Below are 18,488 nucleotides of genomic sequence, written 5' to 3' on the forward strand. Positions count from 1 at the left end.
ACAAAGCTAATGAAAACCTTTAATAAAATAAAAAAATTCTCTGGATATTTGGATTACAACATAGAAGAAACTGTTTTTGAATTTATCGTGTGCTGATTTGGAATGGGCTTTTGAGGCATTTCCGCTTGTGCAATCGAAGTATATATGCATTTTCTGAAGGTATGTATCATGCCTGCAGGTAGCTCTACCGGTGTGTCTGTGACGGGGGATTTCCAGGTATCGGGCAGGCAGATTCGGGGAGAGGGGTGGATATTTAGCCGTTTTGGGTGGATATTTGTTTCCTGTAGCTGCTTTCTTCGGATGAAGTGTTCTGCCGGTAAAAGAAAGTTCGTATATTTGTTGGTGAAGATAGACGGGGAACACCGGAGTGGATGCTCCGGAATACTTGTCGTTAACTATTAGAGACAGATACTGATGAAAATACGATACTGTTCATTGCTTGTGTGGATATGCGTGTTGCTGCATATACTTCCTGCCTTTCCGCAGAATAGGGGAGGCAATTATTTGTTTACCCATCTGACAATGGATGATGGGTTGCCCAAGAATTACGTGGAGGATTTGATGAAAGACAGCCGTGGCTTTTTATGGGTCTCTACAGGGGGAGATGGTGTGACGCGTTATGACGGGTACGATTTTATTACATTCAATGCTTTTTCGGGAGAGACACGGCTGAAGAATAATTTCATCGTGAAGTTCTGTGAGGACCATTTCGGACGGATCTGGATGGCGGGAGAGCAAGGCTTGGATATTCTGGATGTAAATAGTCTGCGTTTGATAGGTGGTCAGGAGCTGGGTGGAAAATTTGCATCGGCTGCTTTTCATTCCGCCTCTTTTGTCTATTGTTCTTCTTCTGGCAATGTGTGGGTGGGTGCAGATGATGCTTTGTATAAAATCGCGTTTTCTTCAGACGGTAAAGTGGAGTATATTACACGGATATGCGATCTTTATTTGTATAATCGTAGCTTGGCTTTCTGTGAGGCGGATGGATATATTTGGTTTGATTATCTGGGCACATTGTCATTGATAAAAGAAAGTGTGTCAACTCCTCAAAAACCGGTGCCGGTATTTTCGTCTGATGCATTTATTCCGGCAAATACCGTCATGCAGTGCATCTTCCCTTGGCAGAATGACTTATGGATTGGAACCAATAAAGGATTGTTTCGTTATAACGTACGGACAGAAATATCAAGGGCTTATTATTATAATGAGCGTGACCCGTTTTCGTTGTCGCAGAGTTATGTGACGGATATCAACCTGACTCCCGATGGGGTATTGGTAGTCGGTACCTTGAAGGGGTTGAATCTGTATAATGCCGTAAGCGACAATTTTACCCGCATCCTTCAATCGGAACAGGCAGACGGTGCATCCGGATTGAATTGTAATTTCATCAATTGCCTGCTTGCCGATGAAAATTTGCTTTGGATAGGTACAGAGGTGGGAGGATTGAACAAGATGTTCATTTCGCGTTTGCAGATACAGAACGACTTGCATTCACAAGAAGATGCAGGCAGCCTTTCGGGGAATCTGGTTAATGCTATCCTGGAAGATGAAAACGGGTCGTTATGGATAGGGACGGTTGAGGCTGGGCTTAATCTTCGCCGTGCAGGGAAACAGTATTTCGAGCATTATACAACGGGATTGCCGTCACGCTTGAGCCATAATTCGGTCAGTGCGCTGGCGTCTGACGGGAAAGACCGCATTTATGTAGGAACGTGGGGCGGAGGTTTTGGCTGGGTGAGTGGAAATAATTTGTCCGACAAGACTTTTCATCCGGTTTTGTCTTCCGAAATTCCCGAACTTTTCCAGGCTTTTGTCAGTGTGCTGCTTTACGATTCGTTGAATGACTTGTTATGGATTGGCACGAACCGGGATATATTGGCCTATCATCCAGCTACGGGGAAAGTGTTTGATCCTTTCCACGGCAAGCGCCGGGGAAGTGTTTATGGGTCGTTGGGAGGATGCATCACGTCCGATGGCATTTTATGGATAGGGGTCAGCTCTGGGTTGTATCAGATTGATTTGCACACGTATGGGAAGGACTCTTTGGAATATGCCTTGTATGACCATAAGCTTGATAATCCTTCCGAGCGGATGGCAGAGCGGATAACATCGGTTTGTCCCGCGAAAGATGGGGGTGTATGGATTGGTACAAATGGGAATGGCTTTTATCGGGCAAAAGGGAAAGTCGGCAATTGCCGTTTCAAGGCTTTTACTGCGAAAGATGGTTTGATAAACGATAATGTGATAGGCGTGTGGGAAGGCAAGGACGGATATGTCTGGCTGACTACCAATAATGGCTTGTCACGTTTCAATTCCAAAGATAATACGTTTCAAAATTATACGAAACACGACGGCTTGCTCAGCAACCAGTTTTATTGGAATGCCATCGGCGGCTCGAAAAACGGTGAAGTGTATGTCGGCAGTACGAACGGTTTTTCGGAAATCCGTTTTATCCCCCGTGTAGAATCGGATAAAGGATTTCCATTGACATTTACCGGACTGTTTAGTTTTGACCGTGACGTGGCATTTGCGGATAATCGGGTGAATATTCATGAACGTGACAAGCAACTGACGGTGCATTTTGCATCCTTGGATTATAATCCTTCTGCCTTGGCATGTTATGCTTACCGGTTGGAAGGATTTGATGACAAGTGGATAGAGGTTCCTGCCAATCAGCATACCGTATCCTATACCAGCCTGCGTCCGGGAAAGTATGTGTTCGAATTGCGTTATGCTTCGGATGGAAAAAACTATGTTTCGCCTACGCAGACTTTGATGATTGAGGTTACGCCTTATTTTTACAAGACTTTTTGGTTTCAGTTGCTTGTCGGGCTGGTCTTGCTGATGTTGGTGTATGGGCGGTTCCGCTCATTAAAACATCAGCAGAAATTGCTTCATACATTGGTAGAAGAGCGTACCCGGAAACTGGAAGAACAGAAAAAGCTTTTGTCCGACCAGACGGAGGAACTTTCACATCAGAATAAGTTGTTGAAAGAATCGAACGAGAAGATTACCAGCCAGAAGAACAAGATTCTGGAAATGTCACGGAAGGTGGAAGAACTTACTGTTGACAAGCTGGCTTTCTTTACTAATATTACGCATGAATTCCGTACTCCGCTTACGTTGATCATCGGTCCTATCGAACGGGCTTTGAAGTTGAGTTATAATCCTCAGGTTATCGAACAGCTTCATCTGGTGGAACGCAACTCGAAGTACCTGTTGTCGCTTATCAATCAGTTGTTGGATTTCCGGAAGGTGGAAGAAGGACGGGTGAAGATTGTTTCCAATTACGGTAATATCCGTAGCTTTGTAGAAGAATTCATGCCTTCGTTTACGGTATATGCGCAGGCACGTGGCATCGATTTGCGTTGCTATGTCCGTCTGTACAATCCGTTTATGATGTTTGCCGAAGATATCTTGCATAAGATTCTGACCAACCTGATAAGCAACGCCCTCAAGTTTACCCCTAAAGGCGGGCAGGTATCTGTTTATATAGCTTCGCTGATGTCAGAAAACGGCGAGAAGTTGTTTATTAGCGTAAGCGATACAGGGAAAGGAATCCCCCAGGAAGACATCGACCGTATTTTCAACCGTTTTTATCAGGCGGATAACCAATATCAGGTATCGGTGAGCGGGCAGAGCGGAACGGGCATCGGGTTGTATTTGTGCCGGAAGCTGGTCTTGTTGCTTTCGGGCGAGATAGGAGCGAAGAACAGGCCGTCGGGTGGTTCTACCTTCCGTGTCTTGCTGCCTGTGGTGCGTGGAGAGCAGCCCCGGCCGGCAGTGGCAGAAACCGAAGAGATACATCCCGAACTGATGCGTAACAGCAGGCTGACGATGCTGGTGGTAGAAGACAACAAGGACATGCGCGATTATACCCGCTCTATCTTGCGCGAGTATTATAATGTGGTAGAGGCTGCTGACGGGGAAGAGGCTCTCCGGATGCTGAAAACGTATTCGGTGGACTTTATTATCAGCGACCTGATGATGCCCGTGATGGATGGGGTGGAACTGTTGCATCGCGTGCGGAGTGATTTTTCCATTTCCCACATACCTTTCCTGATGCTTACCGCCAAGACTTCGGACGAAGCCCGGCTGGACAGTTATAAGATGGGAGTAGATGCTTATCTGCTGAAGCCTTTCGATGAGAATATGTTGCTGGCTCGCATTGCCAGCATTTTAGAGAACCGCCGCCGTTTCCAGCAACGTTTCTCTATTGACATGAATGCCGATTCGCTGGAACTGGCAGAAGAAAATTCGGGCGACAAGAAATTCCTGGAGAGAGCCATACGGGTAGTGAAAGAGAATTACAAGAATCCGGACTTTGAGGTAGGGGATTTCATCAATGAGATGGGTATCAGCAAGAGTCTGCTCAATAAGAAGATGCAGTGCCTGACCGGCCAGTCTGCAGGACAATTCATTCGGAATTACCGTCTGAACCTGGCGCGTGAACTGCTGTTGAAAAATAAAGTGAACCGTACGATGAATATTTCAGAGATAGCTTATGCCGTAGGTTTTAATGACCCGAAATATTTTACCCGCTGTTTCACGAAACATTTCAATGTTACGCCGAGTAGCCTGATGGAGGGGTGATTGGGGATAGACTCTCCACCCGAAAGATACGTTTGTCCACCTCGTTTTGTGTTTGTTTTTGCAGCTTTGCACTATGCTTGCCAATCGAGTGAGTCTAATTATTGAATCAGATATAAAACCACAAGCGTATGAAAAAAGCTATTTTATTGACCATGTTTTTAGGTTCAGCATGGTGTGGCTTCGCCCAACAGCCACAAGTTACCGACAATCCGTTCGTGCACGACCCGGTAATGGCGAAGCAAGGTGATACTTATTATTTGTTCGCTACGGGCGAAGGAGTGTCTGTCATGTCCTCTAAGGATTTGAAGACTTGGAAGTTCGAGAAACCTGTGTTTGCCGAAGCTCCTCAATGGGCGGTGGAAGCTGTAAAGGAGTATAAGGGACATACATGGGCTCCCGATATCATTTACCACAACGGGTTGTATCACTTGTTTTATTCTTGCTCGGCATTTGCCAAGAATACTTCGGCTATCGGACATGCTACCAATCCGACGCTTGACCCGTCTGAACCTGACTTTAAATGGACGGATCATGGAAAAGTAATCCAGTCGGTTCCCAACCGGGATATGTGGAATGCTATCGACCCTAATATCATCATCGGTGAGGACGGTACGCCATGGATGAGCTTCGGCTCATTTTGGGATGGTATTAAAATGGTGAAGCTTACTGATGACCTGATGCAGGTGGCACAGCCCGAGGAATGGTATTCGCTTTGCAGCCGTCCGCGTTCGTTCGAGCTGGATGATAAAGATCCGGGTGATGGAGCTGTAGAAGCTCCGTTCATTATGAAACACGGAGACTATTATTACCTTTTCGTTTCATTTGATTATTGTTGCCGTGGGAAAGATAGTAATTATAAAGTCGTGGTAGGACGCTCGAAGTCGGTTGTCGGACCCTATGTCGACAAAGAAGGGAAACCGATGGCAAAAGGAGGCGGAACGCTGGTGATAGAAGGAAACGAAGCGTATGCCGGTATCGGACATAACGCAGCTTATCACATCGACGGAAAAGATTATTTCTTATGCCATGCTTATTCGATTGCAGAAGATGGAGCCCCGAAATTGTTTATACGCGAAATGACATGGACATCTGACGGATGGCCTGTAGTCAATTATTAAATGAAGAATGAAGAATGATGAATGAAGAATCGCTTCGCCCGCATGGAAATTCTTCATTCTTCATTTCTCATTCTTCATTTTTCATTCTTCATTCCTGCTAATCAGTTCCAGCAGTTTCTCCACCGCCTGCTCTTCGGGGATATTCTTCTCGATACATTCTTTTTTCTTGTATAGGCTGATTTTGCCTCTTCCGGCACCTACGTAGCCGTAGTCGGCGTCCGCCATTTCGCCCGGACCGTTTACGATGCAGCCCATGATGCCTATCTTCAAGCCTTTCAGGTGCGAGGTCGCGGCCTTGATGCGGGCGATGGTTGCTTCGAGGTCGTAGAGCGTACGTCCGCATCCCGGGCAGGAGATGTATTCGGTTTTCGAAGTACGCAGGCGTCCGGCTTGAAGGATGCCGAATGCAGTTTCGTCTGATTTCAAGTCGGAGATAGCATCACCGTCGTTATAAAGCAAGATGCCGTCGCAGAACCCGTCGATGAGTAAAGCGCCCATGTCCGTAGCGGCTTTCAGTTGGAAATCTTCCAGACAGGTTTCCTTATAGTACTGGAAGAACACCAATGGGTTTTTCAGCCCTAATGCCATCAGTTGGTGGGCTAAGCCGCGGAACTCGCCCAAGCGGTTCGCATGATTGCTCTGTGCGATGACGACGGTTTCCGGGTGGCGGCGCAGGCAGGCAATGGCTTCTTCATCCAATGTCAGATAGGTAAGGAAGAGAAATTTCCGTTTCGCCTGGCTGTAATGCAATTCAATGAGCTGCTTGTGGCTGAATGCCGGATAAGTACCTTCGCTTCCGTCCCAACGGTTTGCGTCTACAATGTAACCGATGCCCGGCTGGCGTTCTTCGGGCAAGGTCTGCCCGCAATAGATATAGTCCGGACGGAATTGTCCGTTTGTCTCCATATTCCCGTTGAGGCGGGCTGATATGACGATGGGTACATGGCCGCCACCGATATTCCCTACGGGGGTAGTGGTGCGGCGCGCAGGGTCGGTATAGCAAAAACCCTCCGCTTCCGTCCCGGGTATGTAGACATGGCCGTTCCGCTTGGCGACGTAGTCCACCAATTTGCGTGCAACGGGTATTTCGGCTTCAGGAGCTTCTGTAAGCGAGACACGGATGGTGTCGCCCAGTCCGTCGCATAGCAGGGCTCCGATGCCCAATGCCGACTTGATGCGCCCGTCTTCTCCGTCACCCGCTTCTGTCACGCCCAGATGAAGCGGGAACGCCATGCCTTCTTTTTCCATTTGCGCCACCAGCAAGCGGACCGTTTTCACCATAATGACGGTATTCGATGCCTTGATGGAAATGACCACGTCCGTGAATTGTTCTTCCACGCAGATGCGCAGGAACTCCATGCACGATTCCACCATGCCTGCCGGTGTATCGCCATAGCGTGACATGATACGGTCGGACAGCGAGCCGTGGTTCACCCCGATGCGTATGGCGGTATGGTTTTCCTTGCAGATGTTCAGGAAAGGGACCAGCCGTTCGCGTATCTTTTGTATCTCTTTTGCGTATTCTTCATCCGTATACTCCAGCTTCTTGAAGGTACGTGCGGCATCGGTATAGTTGCCCGGGTTGATGCGTACCCCTTCGGCATAAAGTGCTGCCACTTCCGCCACTTTCGGATTGAAGTGGACGTCAGCAATCAGCGGTGTGCCGTAGCCTTTCGAGCGCAAGCCGATGTTGATGTTCTTCAGGTTCTCGGCCTCACGTGTGCCTTGGGTGGTGAGGCGCACATATTCGCCTCCAGCTTCAATGATGCGGATGGCTTGTTCTACACAGGCTTCGGTATCGGTGGTAGGCGTGTTGGTCATGCTTTGCACCCGGATGGGGTTAGTGCCTCCCATAGGTGTGCCGCCTACATATACTTCGCTTGCCTCGCGGCGTGAATAGTTGAAATAATCCATATATTTTAGGTACTAGGTACTAGTTGACTAGGTTTTAGATACTGGGTTTTAGGTACTAGGTGATTAGGTTTTAGGTACTAGTTGACAAGGTTTCAGATACCATCGACTGGCGCCAACAAAGGTATTCAGAACCTAGTCACCTAGTTACCTGGTACCTAGTACCTAACTAACACTTATACTCGTATTTCACCTCTTTCAGGTCTTGGTTGGCTTTGACGATTTTGTTTTTCAAGCCTTCCTTGTATGCGGCAAACTTCTGTGCCAACGCCTCGTCAGACAGGGCGAGCATCTGCACGGCAAGGATGGCGGCATTCATCGCCCCGTTGATGGCTACCGTAGCCACGGGGATGCCCGGAGGCATCTGAAGGATGGAATACAAGGCATCTATACCATCCAGGACGGAACCTTTGATAGGGATGCCGATGACGGGCAGTGTGGTATTGGCGGCGATGACGCCCGGCAATGCGGCTGCCATGCCGGCTCCGGCAATAATGACTTTCAGGCCCCTGCCTGCGGCTTCTTTGGCAAACTTCTCCACTTCGGCGGGAGTGCGGTGGGCGGAAAGGGCGTTCATTTCGAACGGCACTTGCATGTCGTTGAGGAAAGCCGCAGCCTTTTCCATAACGGGAAGGTCGGAAGTGCTTCCCATGATGATACTTACAATCGGTTTCATGTCGTTTGTTTTTTTTGAGGAGTTAAGAAGTTAAAGAGGTTCGTTTTCATCAACCTGACTATTGGCTTTAACTCCTAACGGAGCGCAGCGGAGTGATAACTCCTTTAACTCCTTAACTCCTTTATTAAATTATTCATTAATCAGTTGCTTGTATGCTTCTGCATCCAGCAGTTCGTCTAGTTCTGATGCATCAGTCGGTTTGATGCGTACCAGCCAGCCTTTGCCGTACGGGTCTTGGTTCACCAGTTCCGGATGCTCTTCCAGTTCCGGGTTTACTTCCAGCACCTCTCCGCCTATTGGGAGGAAAAGGTCGGAAACGGTTTTCACTACCTCTATGGTGCCGAACACTTCGCCTTTGTCCAGCGTCTCGCCTTCGGTGGTGATGTCTACAAAGACGATGTCACCCAATTGGTCTTGTGCGTAATCGGTAATGCCTACATAGGCTTCTTCACCTTCCAGGCGAATCCATTCGTGTTCGTTCGTGTACTTTACATTCGTAGGGAAATTCATAATTCGAGATTTTAAAGGTTTATATTTCCTGCAAATGTACGAATTTTAATGAAGAATGAAGAATGGCGGAGCCAGAATTTCTTTATCCGTATAGTAAACCTTGCACGGGCAGGCGTATCGAATGGGGAATTGAAGCCGGATGAGAGCGTGATGCATATACCTGCGTTTGTGTCCGGAACTATATGCATCGGCATGCGCATATAGGTGCATCGCCGGCCGCTCTTTCTTCCGGTAGCGGGAAAAGCCGGGTACTGGTATGGGAAGTCTGAACGGATTTTACGTTTCGAAAATGTATAATTTCCTCTCTTGGACGGTCGATATATCAGGAGAATCATTACTTTTGCCAGTAAAACCAAGAAATTATTGCCATGAAAAAGAAAGTACTTTTGTGTTTGCTTAGTTTCTGTTCGCTCTTTGCATGGGCGCAAAGGCAAGAGACATTGTTAGAGAAGAACTGGAAATTCACGAAAGGTGATGCGCCTGAGGCTGTGCAAGAGACGTTTGACGATACGCAATGGGAAACCGTGACCGTGCCGCATGACTGGGCTATCTATGGTCCGTTCGACCGGAGCCATGACCTGCAGAACGTGGCGGTTAAGCAGAACTTCGAGACGCAGGCTTCGGTGAAGACCGGACGTACCGGAGGACTTCCCTACGTAGGCACAGGCTGGTATCGCACCACCTTCGAAGTGCCTGCGGGCAAAGAGGCTTCCCTGGTGTTCGATGGTGCCATGAGCGAGGCGCGGGTTTACGTGAACGGAAAAGAAGTGGGCTTCTGGCCGCTGGGGTATAATTCGTTCCACATTGACGTGACACCTTATATCTATACGGACGGGCGGAAGAATACGCTGGCAGTACGTTTGGAAAACCGCCCGCAGTCTTCGCGCTGGTATCCGGGGGCAGGGCTTTACCGGAACGTGCGGCTGGTGACTACAGAAAAGGTGCATGTGCCTGTATGGGGGACGCAGCTTACTACGCCTCATGTGGAAGCCAGCTATGCCTCGGTGAAGCTGCTTACCACCGTTGCCCATGCAGGGGATAAGGATATCCGCATCGTGACGGAGATTCTCTCACCCGAAGGGAAGGTGGTAGCGGTGAAAGACAATACGCGCAAAATCAATCACGGAATGCCCTTTGAGCAGAACTTTCTGGTAGATGCCCCGAAGTTGTGGTCGCCCGAAACGCCTTTCTTGTATAAGGCGGTATCTAAGATTTATGTGGATAACCGGCAGGTGGACGAATACACGACCCGTTTCGGCATCCGCAGCCTGGAGATTGTGCCCGACAAGGGTTTCTTCCTGAACGGAAAGCACCGCAAGTTCCAAGGGGTGTGCAACCATCACGACCTCGGTCCGCTGGGGGCTGCCGTGAATGTGGCTGCCCTGCGCCGCCAGCTGACGATGTTGAAGGACATGGGTTGCGACGCGATACGTACCGCCCACAACATGCCGGCTCCCGAACTGGTGGAACTGTGCGACGAGATGGGCTTTATGATGATGCTGGAGCCGTTCGACGAATGGGATATCGCCAAGTGCGAGAACGGTTATCACCGCTTCTTCGGCGAATGGGCGGAGAAAGACATGGTGAACATGTTGCGCCATTACCGCAACCATCCCAGCGTGGTGATGTGGAGCATCGGCAACGAGGTGCCTACCCAGTGGAAGCCCGAAGGGTATAAGGTGGCTTCGTTCCTGCAGGACATCTGCCACCGCGAAGACCCTACGCGTCCGGTCACATGCGGTATGGACCAGGTGTCGAGCGTGTTGGGCAATGGGTTTGCCGCCATGCTGGATGTGCCCGGATTCAATTACCGTGCCCACCGGTATGTAGAAGCCTATAACCGCCTGTCTCAGAACATTGTGCTGGGCTCGGAAACATCCTCTACGGTCAGCTCCAGGGGTGTGTATAAGTTCCCGGTACGGAAGCGTGGCGATGCCAAGTACGAAGACCATCAGTCGAGTGGATATGACTTGGAGCATTGCTCGTGGAGCAACGTGCCCGATGAGGATTTCGCCCTTGCCGACGATTATCCGTGGACCATCGGCCAGTTCGTATGGACGGGCTTCGATTACTTGGGCGAACCTTCGCCTTACGATACCGATGCCTGGCCCAGCCATAGCTCGTTGTTCGGCATTATCGACCTGGCAAGCCTGCCCAAAGACCGCTATTACCTCTATCGGAGTATCTGGAACAGGAAATCACCTACCCTGCACGTGTTGCCGCACTGGAACTGGCAGGGCAGGGAAGGCGAAAACACGCCGGTATTTGTCTACACCAGTTATCCCGAAGCGGAACTGTTCGTGAACGGCAAGAGCTATGGAAAGCAGCGCAAGCTGACGCGCGAAGAAAGCCAAGCCCTGCAGGGCAAGGATTCGCTTTGGCTCCAGCGCCGGTATCGGCTGATGTGGATGGATGTGCCATACGAACCGGGCGAGCTGAAAGTAGTGGCTTACGATGCATCCGGAAAGGCGGCGGACGAAAAGGTAGTGCGTACGGCTGGCAAGCCTCACCACATTGAGCTGGCGGCAGACCGTACGGAGCTGGCGGCAGACGGGAAAGACCTTGCCTACATCACGGTGCGCATCGTGGACAAGGATGGCAATCTGTGTCCGATGGACAACCGCCTGGTACACTTCTCGGTAAAGGGGGCAGGCACGTATCGTGCTTCGGCAAACGGCGACCCTACCTGTCTCTATCTGTTCCACGAAAACCGGATGCCGGCCTTCAGCGGTGCATTGACCGCCATAGTACAGACTAAAGAAGAAGCCGGAGAAATCTGTTTCGAGGCGAAAGCAAAGGGTGTGAAGGGCGGCAAGCTGACCTTGCGCACGGTGCGTGAATAGTCTGTATATATTATAATTGGGAGATTTTTGAGCAAACGATAAAACCTGTCGTTTGCTCTCTTTTTATCTAAAGATTTGGTGGATACCGGCAAAACGCGGAAAACATTTGGTGGAAATGTGATATCAAGTTTTTTGCACAAACGACATGTTTTGTCGTTCTGCTTCCTTATCTTTGCCTCAAACAAAAGGAGGAACGTGTATGGGAAGCCGAACGGAAGGATTGCAGCGTTTGTTGGTCATTATCAACAAGCTGAAAGGAAAGAAGCGTTATATACCTGTCAGAGAGTTGAAACGCTATATCGCTGAAGCGATGGAAATGCGCGGCTATTCGGGAAAATCCGGCCGGACGTTGGAGCGTGACATAGATGATATTCAAAGCTTGTTTGGCATTACCATCGCGTATGCTAAAAGAGAACAAGGGTATTATATAAAGGAAGAAGACGAAAACATCCCGGAGCGTTACGGGCAGCTTCTTCAGAATTTCGATTTGCTCAATGCGCTGGAAGAGGATACGAACCTGAGCACGTATGTGCTGGCGGAGCACCACCGTCCGTTGCCGAGCGAATGTCTGCCGATGCTGATAAGTGCCATTAAGCATACGCATCCTGTGGTGTTCCGCTATACGCTGGTAAGGCAGGGCGATAAGGTAGAGGAAAAGAAAGTCCTTCCCCATTACTTGAAAGAGTCGAACCAGCGGTGGTACCTGTTGGCATACGAAGGGGATGTGCTGAAGACTTTCGGAGTAGACCGTATCCGTGACCTGCGTATATGCGCAAGCGAGACATTCAAACGGAATATGGATATAAACGTGGACGAGCTTTTCCGCGATTGTTACGGCATCTGGAACCAGCCGGACATCCCGGTAGAAGACGTCGAACTGAAGTACGATGCCTTGGACGGCAAATTCCTGAAGTCGGTACCTTTGCATCATTCCCAGCAGGTCTTGACAGACAATGCGGACGAGTTCCGCATCAAAGTACACCTGCGTATCACCAATGATTTTGTGATGGAGCTGCTTTCCCGAAGCCGCTCGTTGGAAGTCATCAGCCCGCCCCACCTTAGGGAACGGGTGCGGAAGGTGTACGAAGAAGCGTTGAAGCGGAATGAATGATCGTAGGTTGAAGCATAACAGGAACTCAAAAACTCAAGAACTTAAAAACTCAAAAACAGAATACTTATAGCCTATGAAAAAGATCTATTTATGTATGCTCATCGTTGCGTTTTGTTCGTGTATGGTCCATGCGCAGACGTTACACCGCTATGTGGTGGAAGTGGAAACGGTTCCCGACAAGAGGGAATACAAAGCGGAAAAGCTGGTTAACGGCAATGTGCGGCTGGAACCACAAGGTCCGAAGAAGACGGTAAGGTATTACGAAATCCTTTCGCGCACGCCCTTGACGGCAAAGCAATGCCAGGATTCTATCCGGTTGGGCAAAGCCCGTCAGGTTCCCAAGCCCGTACGGAAATACCGGCACCGGAAGAACGTGACGCTGGAAGGTTGGGACGGTGTCAATCCGGCGGATATGGAACCTACAGAGTATGACCTCAATTACGAAGACCCCGACCTGTATGATTTTATAGCAGACTGAGTAAAACAATATCCCTGTATGAGTTTGTTTGTCAATTAAAAGTTCGTATCTTTGTCGTGTCGGTCGGACGGTGTTCCGGTGCGGCAAATACATAGTTAATTGATGAAAGTGTAGCTTTTACCTTTGTCTTGAAGTCTGGTAAACTTAAAAATGAATGTAAGGTACGGCAATCACGCTCATCACTTGTGCCTGTATATATGCTTGTTCAAGCCATATACGCAACAAGTGTGGGGATATTGTCTATTTACATTCGGGTTTTACCAGAGCCTAAGACAAGATAGATGATATGGCTCCCACACTTTCTTTTTTGTTAACCTCGTTCTTAGGGAGTCGGGATGAGAAAACTTTAAGCACTATGAAGAATCTAAACAAAATCGCCTTTTTATTGGGCTTGTGTTGCATCGGCTTTATCGCTTGTAGCGATGAGGAGAATGGTAATGAAGACACTCCCACAACATCTACGGGTATTCATCCGTCTAATGTATTTGTCAATGGATGTCCGAAAGAAGCGGAAGACATGTCTTTTGTCTACAATGCCGAAGGGTTGTTGATCGGAGTTTCGGAAAACGGAGGGGCTACTCGGGTTTCATTCGATTATTCAACATTGGAGCAGTCTAAAGTGCAGATGATTGTATATGACGATTACGGTACATACGTCCTGGATATGACTTTAGGTAGTAATGGGTTTGTGACAGATTGTGTAGAATCGGCTCCTGATGGAACTGATACATGGGAGTTCGATTACACTTCTTCCGGAAATCTGAATTATATGAAACGCTCGGAAGGGGGAGATGAAGAAACCCGCATCGTTTACAATGCCGATGGAGATATCGTTCAAGTCATGATGAATTCGGAGGATGAGCATACGGAATATGCCATCGGCTATGCAAATGATGAAATAACCGCTTCTATCGGGAACAAAGGTTGCCTGATGCTTTTCGATACGACTTTCGGCATTGATATGGATGAAATGAAATACGCTTATTATGCCGGATTGTTGGGCAAGGCAACTCAGCATTTGCCGTTATACCAAGCCGAATCAGGTTATAGGAGTTCTTTCGAGTGGAGCTTCAATGCTGATGGCTTCCCTGTAAGTCTGGTTACCGGATATGAGCGTATGGAGTTTGTGTGGTAGAATTACGATAATTTAAAATGGTAGAATAGATGAATAAGATCATTACTTTTTTAGATGCTTATCTGCAAAAAACAGGTAAAGAAAGCATCAATGCGGTGGAAGCCAATGCGTTGCTTGATAAAGCAGGTATATTGAAAGACGACCCTCAGCGGCACGGCTTGCCTTTGCGGAGGAAATTGCGTAACGGTGAATTGCCTTATGCCTATCAGGTAGGAGGAAGATGGATTATTCCGTTTTCTACGGCAGCAAAGCCTGTTGAGAGTGAGGATGTGGAGGTCAGTCCTATTTATCATTGGCTGATGGAGATGGTGAGGAAAGGGAAAGGCTTGGAATAAAATTGATGAGAAGATATGACAATATCCCCGTATGAGTTTGTTTATCAATTAAAATTTGTATCTTTATATAACAAGTCAACGTACGTATGATATCATTCATATGAAAGACGAAGGACTATATTTGGTGTCAAAACCTTTAATGAACAGTATATTGAATAGTTTAATTAAGAAAGGACGTTACAATGGAACGTAGAAATGGGTTTACACTTCAGGAAATTGAATTAATAGAACAGTTAATTGCATTAAAGTGTCAATCGGATAGGAATATGCAGAAGAAAATTCGTAAAAAATTAAGAGAAAAAATAGGCTTTTATATCGAAGATTATACAAATAGCAAAAAGGGGTATGATGTTGATGATTTAAAAGAAGATATTAAGAATGGAAATATTCAAATAATAAAGGAGGAATAGTTATGTTTTCATTTTTAGATCAGTATGAATCAAAAGGACGATTTGTTTTTCGTCAGAATGATAATTTAGGGGTTGTATGTAATGCGCCCAAAAATTGTTCAGGGGTATATTTAGTTTATACCGTTAAAGATAATAATAAGAGATTAGTTTATATAGGTTGCTCAGGATTGGAAGAGGATGGCAAAATAAAAATGCGTCAAGGTGGATTGTGGGGGCGTTTAGTGAAAGGTAAGCAGTTTGGTATTCAACGAACTCAATCATGGCCGTCTAAAATAATAGAACTGAAATTAGACTCTTTGTATATTGAATGGTGGAATACTAAAAATGATTTTCCTGAAATCGTTGAATATTGTGCTTTAGCCGAATATATGCATGAATACAATTACCTTCCTGATTGGAATAATGAATTTCGATTGAAAGAAGCCTTGCATAAAAAATGTTTAGATTACATTAAAAAGAATATAGAATATTTTGCATTTATAGGTACGGAAGATGAAGACTGAATTTGAAAATCATTAATATCGATTACTTACTAAAGTTTACTATCCTTATTTTAGCGATAGGAAGCTTTAGTAAATAATTACTAAATGAAATAGTTAAATCAAATTAAGCTTTTTAATTATAGATAAGTTTCTTGTTTATCTGTCTTGATAAAAATAGAACTTGCCTAAAGTGTTGTTTTAAAAGATAGATATGCAATGCAATAGTCTGATATTATGATAGTACATACAATGACCTTAGAAGAAATCGCATCAGAAATACTGGCTGATAGTAAAGAAGTTTTTGCGCGATGGAATAAATTTGAGTCAAAGTTTAGGCGAATGAGGTTAAAGCGGGAGAAATATCCGTGGCTTTGGGAGACATTGATAACTACAAAGCGTAGGAATATTTGGAATGTTATCTTTCATGCATTTACTAAAAAAGATGCAAGCTTGATTCATCCTAATTTTTATCTTTCTTTTCGTTATGAAAATGCTACTTGGGCGGCATATTTTATTCAAGGTGAAAGAAAGATATTGTTGTTCTCTCCTCATTTCCTTGAACGTTATACAGAAAGGTATTTGAATGAATTAATGGTGGGTGGTATACCTTATTCTTCTAAGGATATCATCAATGTGTTTTTTTGTAAGAATTATCATATAAGTATTCAAAAACTTTTATCTAATGAAGTTTCACTTAGAGGTTTTTGCGAGGACGGTATGTTGTTAGGGGACTGGCTTTCTGATACAGTAGGTTTGATAAAGACTTTTTTGTCCCGTAAAGAATTGAAGCTGAATCAATATACTGAATATTTTGATGGGGTTTTATCGTGGATGATATCAGATATGTTTTTGGCAAAGAATGGATATATGATGTCCGATGAAGATTTTGATACTTTTCCAGACACTTATTTGTCTCCCGAAACTTGGAACTCATATTTAAAGAATCGAGGAAATCCTATATGGATTAAAATAGGAATGGATTGTAATGCTTTTATGGAAGAACATCGTGAAGGATATAAACAATGTTCTAAGATGTTAGATATAATTCGAGAGAATCGTAATTGTCATTCGTAAGTCTGGATATAATCAATATATAGCTGACCCGACAGGGTCAAGGTATTCATGTAAAGTATATGAATTTTATGTTGATCATGTACTAACCGAACAGGAGTGTTACGATTATGTTCGCAATCATCCGGATAAAGTTACTTTAATTTATTCATCTTCAGACCGGACTCCGGAAATAAATTTGAGTGTATATCCTTGAATGTGACCGATAATCTTTTGAGTTTTTAAATTTGAAAGTTTCTTGCAAAAACGTAAAAAACTAAAGCACAGAATACTTATAGCCTATGAAAAAGATGTATTTATGTATGTTCGTCGTTGCGTTTTGTGCGTGTATGGTCCATGCACAGGTGTTGCACCGCTATGTGGTGGAAGTGGAAACGGTTCCCGACAAGAGGGAATACAAAGCAGAAAAGCTGATTAACGGCAATGTGCGGCTGGAGCCTCAAGGTCCGAGGAAGACGGTAAAGTATTACGAAATCCTTTCGCGCACGCCCTTGACGGCAAAGCAATGCCAGGATTCTATCCGGTTGGGCAAAGCCCGTCAGGTTTCCAAGCCTGTACGGAAGTACCGGCACCGGAAGAACGTGACGCTGGATGGTTGGGACGGTGTCAATCCGGCGGATGCGGAACAGACGGAGTACGACCTCAACTACGAAGACCCCGACCTGTATGATTTTATAGCGGACTGAAAACCTTTCCGAAAATAACATTAAACTGCTTTCGAAAAACGGATATATACTTCGATTGCCGGTGAAGTATATATTCTTACCCAGTTTCAGTATATATGAAACTGCGAATGAAGTATATATTCGTTTTCAAAGCAATATGGCTGTTTGGGTAAATAAATGCCTAATGCTTCCGCGCCTTGTTCATAGTTAAGCACTTCTTTGGCCACATTTTCCCCAACTCTAGACAATCGCTTTTTCCGGATAGTATCATAGCAAGATGCAGCCTGTTGCGGAAGCCTGCGGATATAGGTGCGTTGGTTTTTCCATTGATTTTCCGTAAATTTGTATAAGGGATATTCCTCTTTGCAATCAAGAGAGTTAGAAGAATTACCTCGTTTTCGGGTAATGAGTTGGCAACTGTTCTAATTGCCGTGGTCTGCATCGCTTTGCTTGTTCCGGTAACTCTTCGGAGGGCAAAGGTACAAAATAAGAACAGAAGAAAGAATATCTATGCCTTTCTTTCTTCTGTTTATAAATGGAACAAAATAACGAAAATCAAATAAGTTCAGTTGCTATCTATTCTTACCACTCGGAAACCAACATTGGCATAGCCTTGCGAGCCGTCCCTTGCTACATCGGATTTCTCACTGCGGCAATCGTCACGGTCGGAATCCCAACTGCCACCTTTGATAATATGCAGTCCGTCAGCATTGGTCGAGGAACTCCATTCCCAACAATTTCCCCAAAAGTCAATGCCGCCACAGGCACCCTTGCTTTGCGCGTATGCATCCACAGTTGTCAATCCACGTTCCGCATGACCGGAATTCATGGAAACATCCTTGGGCATGTGTCCGGCGGCAAGCACCCATTCTTCTTCGGAGGGCAGGCGATAACCGTGCTTGGTATCTTTTGCAGAGAGCTAGTTGCAGTAGGCTTCGGCATCCTTGAGCCCAAATCATTAAAAATGATTTGTTTCATGACTTCCTTTTGTCTTAATAAATAATACGATTCAAGTTTCGCAAGTTAATAGAAAACCTTCTTCTTGGGATATAAAAGGGGCACAGGGATTTCCACATATCGCAGAAAATGAGTAATTTTATAGTTGCAAATCAAAACATTACTCAGCCCTATGCCCTTGCACAAAGTTACA

Annotated in this window: 16 protein-coding genes; 12 read left to right on the plus strand and 4 right to left on the minus strand. The window is 46.1% G+C overall.

Features of this window, described 5'->3' with window-relative positions; genetic code table 11:
* The first annotated feature begins 414 nt into the window (after window positions 1–414).
* Window positions 415–4,593, plus strand: a complete 4,179-nt coding sequence (locus H9625_RS15365) for a two-component regulator propeller domain-containing protein (RefSeq protein WP_191765193.1) — start codon at window positions 415–417, stop codon at window positions 4,591–4,593.
* Between the two features lie 128 nt (window positions 4,594–4,721).
* Window positions 4,722–5,711, plus strand: coding sequence for an arabinan endo-1,5-alpha-L-arabinosidase (locus H9625_RS15370; RefSeq protein ID WP_191765195.1), 990 nt, complete (start codon window positions 4,722–4,724; stop codon window positions 5,709–5,711).
* Between the two features lie 81 nt (window positions 5,712–5,792).
* On the opposite strand, the gene H9625_RS15375 is transcribed toward H9625_RS15370, so the two are convergent.
* The 3 genes from H9625_RS15375 to gcvH form a co-directional block, all read right to left on the minus strand.
* The gene (locus H9625_RS15375; RefSeq protein ID WP_191765197.1) at window positions 5,793–7,625 is read right to left on the minus strand and encodes a 4-hydroxy-3-methylbut-2-en-1-yl diphosphate synthase; all 1,833 of its coding nucleotides are present in this window, start codon (window positions 7,623–7,625) and stop codon (window positions 5,793–5,795) included.
* Between the two features lie 166 nt (window positions 7,626–7,791).
* Entirely contained in the window at window positions 7,792–8,298 is a 507-nt protein-coding gene (purE, locus tag H9625_RS15380) for a 5-(carboxyamino)imidazole ribonucleotide mutase (protein ID WP_191765199.1), read from the minus strand.
* 129 nt (window positions 8,299–8,427) lie between these two features.
* Complete coding sequence (gene gcvH / locus H9625_RS15385) at window positions 8,428–8,808, minus strand: glycine cleavage system protein GcvH (RefSeq protein ID WP_087395676.1); 381 nt, start codon at window positions 8,806–8,808, stop codon at window positions 8,428–8,430.
* 48 nt (window positions 8,809–8,856) lie between these two features.
* On the opposite strand from gcvH, the gene H9625_RS15390 reads away from it, so the two are divergent.
* The 10 genes from H9625_RS15390 (at window position 8,857) to H9625_RS15435 (ending at window position 17,359) form a co-directional block, all read left to right on the plus strand.
* On the plus strand, window positions 8,857–9,012 hold the full coding sequence (locus H9625_RS15390; RefSeq protein ID WP_191765201.1) for a hypothetical protein: 156 nt from the start codon (window positions 8,857–8,859) through the stop codon (window positions 9,010–9,012).
* A gap of 164 nt (window positions 9,013–9,176) precedes the next feature.
* Window positions 9,177–11,651 carry a beta-galactosidase GalB gene (galB, locus tag H9625_RS15395; protein WP_191765203.1) on the plus strand — a complete coding sequence of 825 codons (2,475 nt, stop codon included), beginning with the start codon at window positions 9,177–9,179 and terminating at the stop codon, window positions 11,649–11,651.
* 199 nt (window positions 11,652–11,850) lie between these two features.
* Window positions 11,851–12,762, plus strand: a complete 912-nt coding sequence (locus H9625_RS15400; protein ID WP_191765204.1) for a helix-turn-helix transcriptional regulator — start codon at window positions 11,851–11,853, stop codon at window positions 12,760–12,762.
* A 73-nt stretch (window positions 12,763–12,835) separates the two neighbouring features.
* A complete protein-coding gene (locus tag H9625_RS15405) occupies window positions 12,836–13,240 on the plus strand; it encodes a hypothetical protein (protein WP_191765206.1) in 405 nt (134 codons plus the stop codon).
* A 355-nt stretch (window positions 13,241–13,595) separates the two neighbouring features.
* Window positions 13,596–14,375: a DUF4595 domain-containing protein gene (locus H9625_RS15410; RefSeq protein ID WP_191765208.1), complete on the plus strand. Its 780-nt coding sequence runs from the start codon at window positions 13,596–13,598 to the stop codon at window positions 14,373–14,375.
* A gap of 29 nt (window positions 14,376–14,404) precedes the next feature.
* On the plus strand, window positions 14,405–14,710 hold the full coding sequence (locus H9625_RS15415) for a hypothetical protein (RefSeq protein ID WP_191765210.1): 306 nt from the start codon (window positions 14,405–14,407) through the stop codon (window positions 14,708–14,710).
* 182 nt (window positions 14,711–14,892) lie between these two features.
* Window positions 14,893–15,120, plus strand: coding sequence for a hypothetical protein (locus H9625_RS15420; RefSeq protein ID WP_191765212.1), 228 nt, complete (start codon window positions 14,893–14,895; stop codon window positions 15,118–15,120).
* A 2-nt stretch (window positions 15,121–15,122) separates the two neighbouring features.
* Window positions 15,123–15,623: a hypothetical protein gene (locus H9625_RS15425; RefSeq protein WP_191765214.1), complete on the plus strand. Its 501-nt coding sequence runs from the start codon at window positions 15,123–15,125 to the stop codon at window positions 15,621–15,623.
* A gap of 213 nt (window positions 15,624–15,836) precedes the next feature.
* Window positions 15,837–16,676, plus strand: a complete 840-nt coding sequence (locus tag H9625_RS15430) for a hypothetical protein (protein WP_191765216.1) — start codon at window positions 15,837–15,839, stop codon at window positions 16,674–16,676.
* A 278-nt stretch (window positions 16,677–16,954) separates the two neighbouring features.
* The gene (locus H9625_RS15435; protein ID WP_191765218.1) at window positions 16,955–17,359 is read left to right on the plus strand and encodes a hypothetical protein; all 405 of its coding nucleotides are present in this window, start codon (window positions 16,955–16,957) and stop codon (window positions 17,357–17,359) included.
* Window positions 17,360–17,903: 544 nt separating this feature from the next.
* On the opposite strand, the gene H9625_RS15440 is transcribed toward H9625_RS15435, so the two are convergent.
* Window positions 17,904–18,224 carry an SUMF1/EgtB/PvdO family nonheme iron enzyme gene (locus H9625_RS15440; RefSeq protein ID WP_204471906.1) on the minus strand — a complete coding sequence of 107 codons (321 nt, stop codon included), beginning with the start codon at window positions 18,222–18,224 and terminating at the stop codon, window positions 17,904–17,906.
* Between the last annotated feature and the right edge of the window lie 264 nt (window positions 18,225–18,488).

This window comes from Phocaeicola intestinalis (genome assembly GCF_014837065.1).
Classification (GTDB): Bacteria; Bacteroidota; Bacteroidia; order Bacteroidales; family Bacteroidaceae; genus Phocaeicola; species Phocaeicola intestinalis.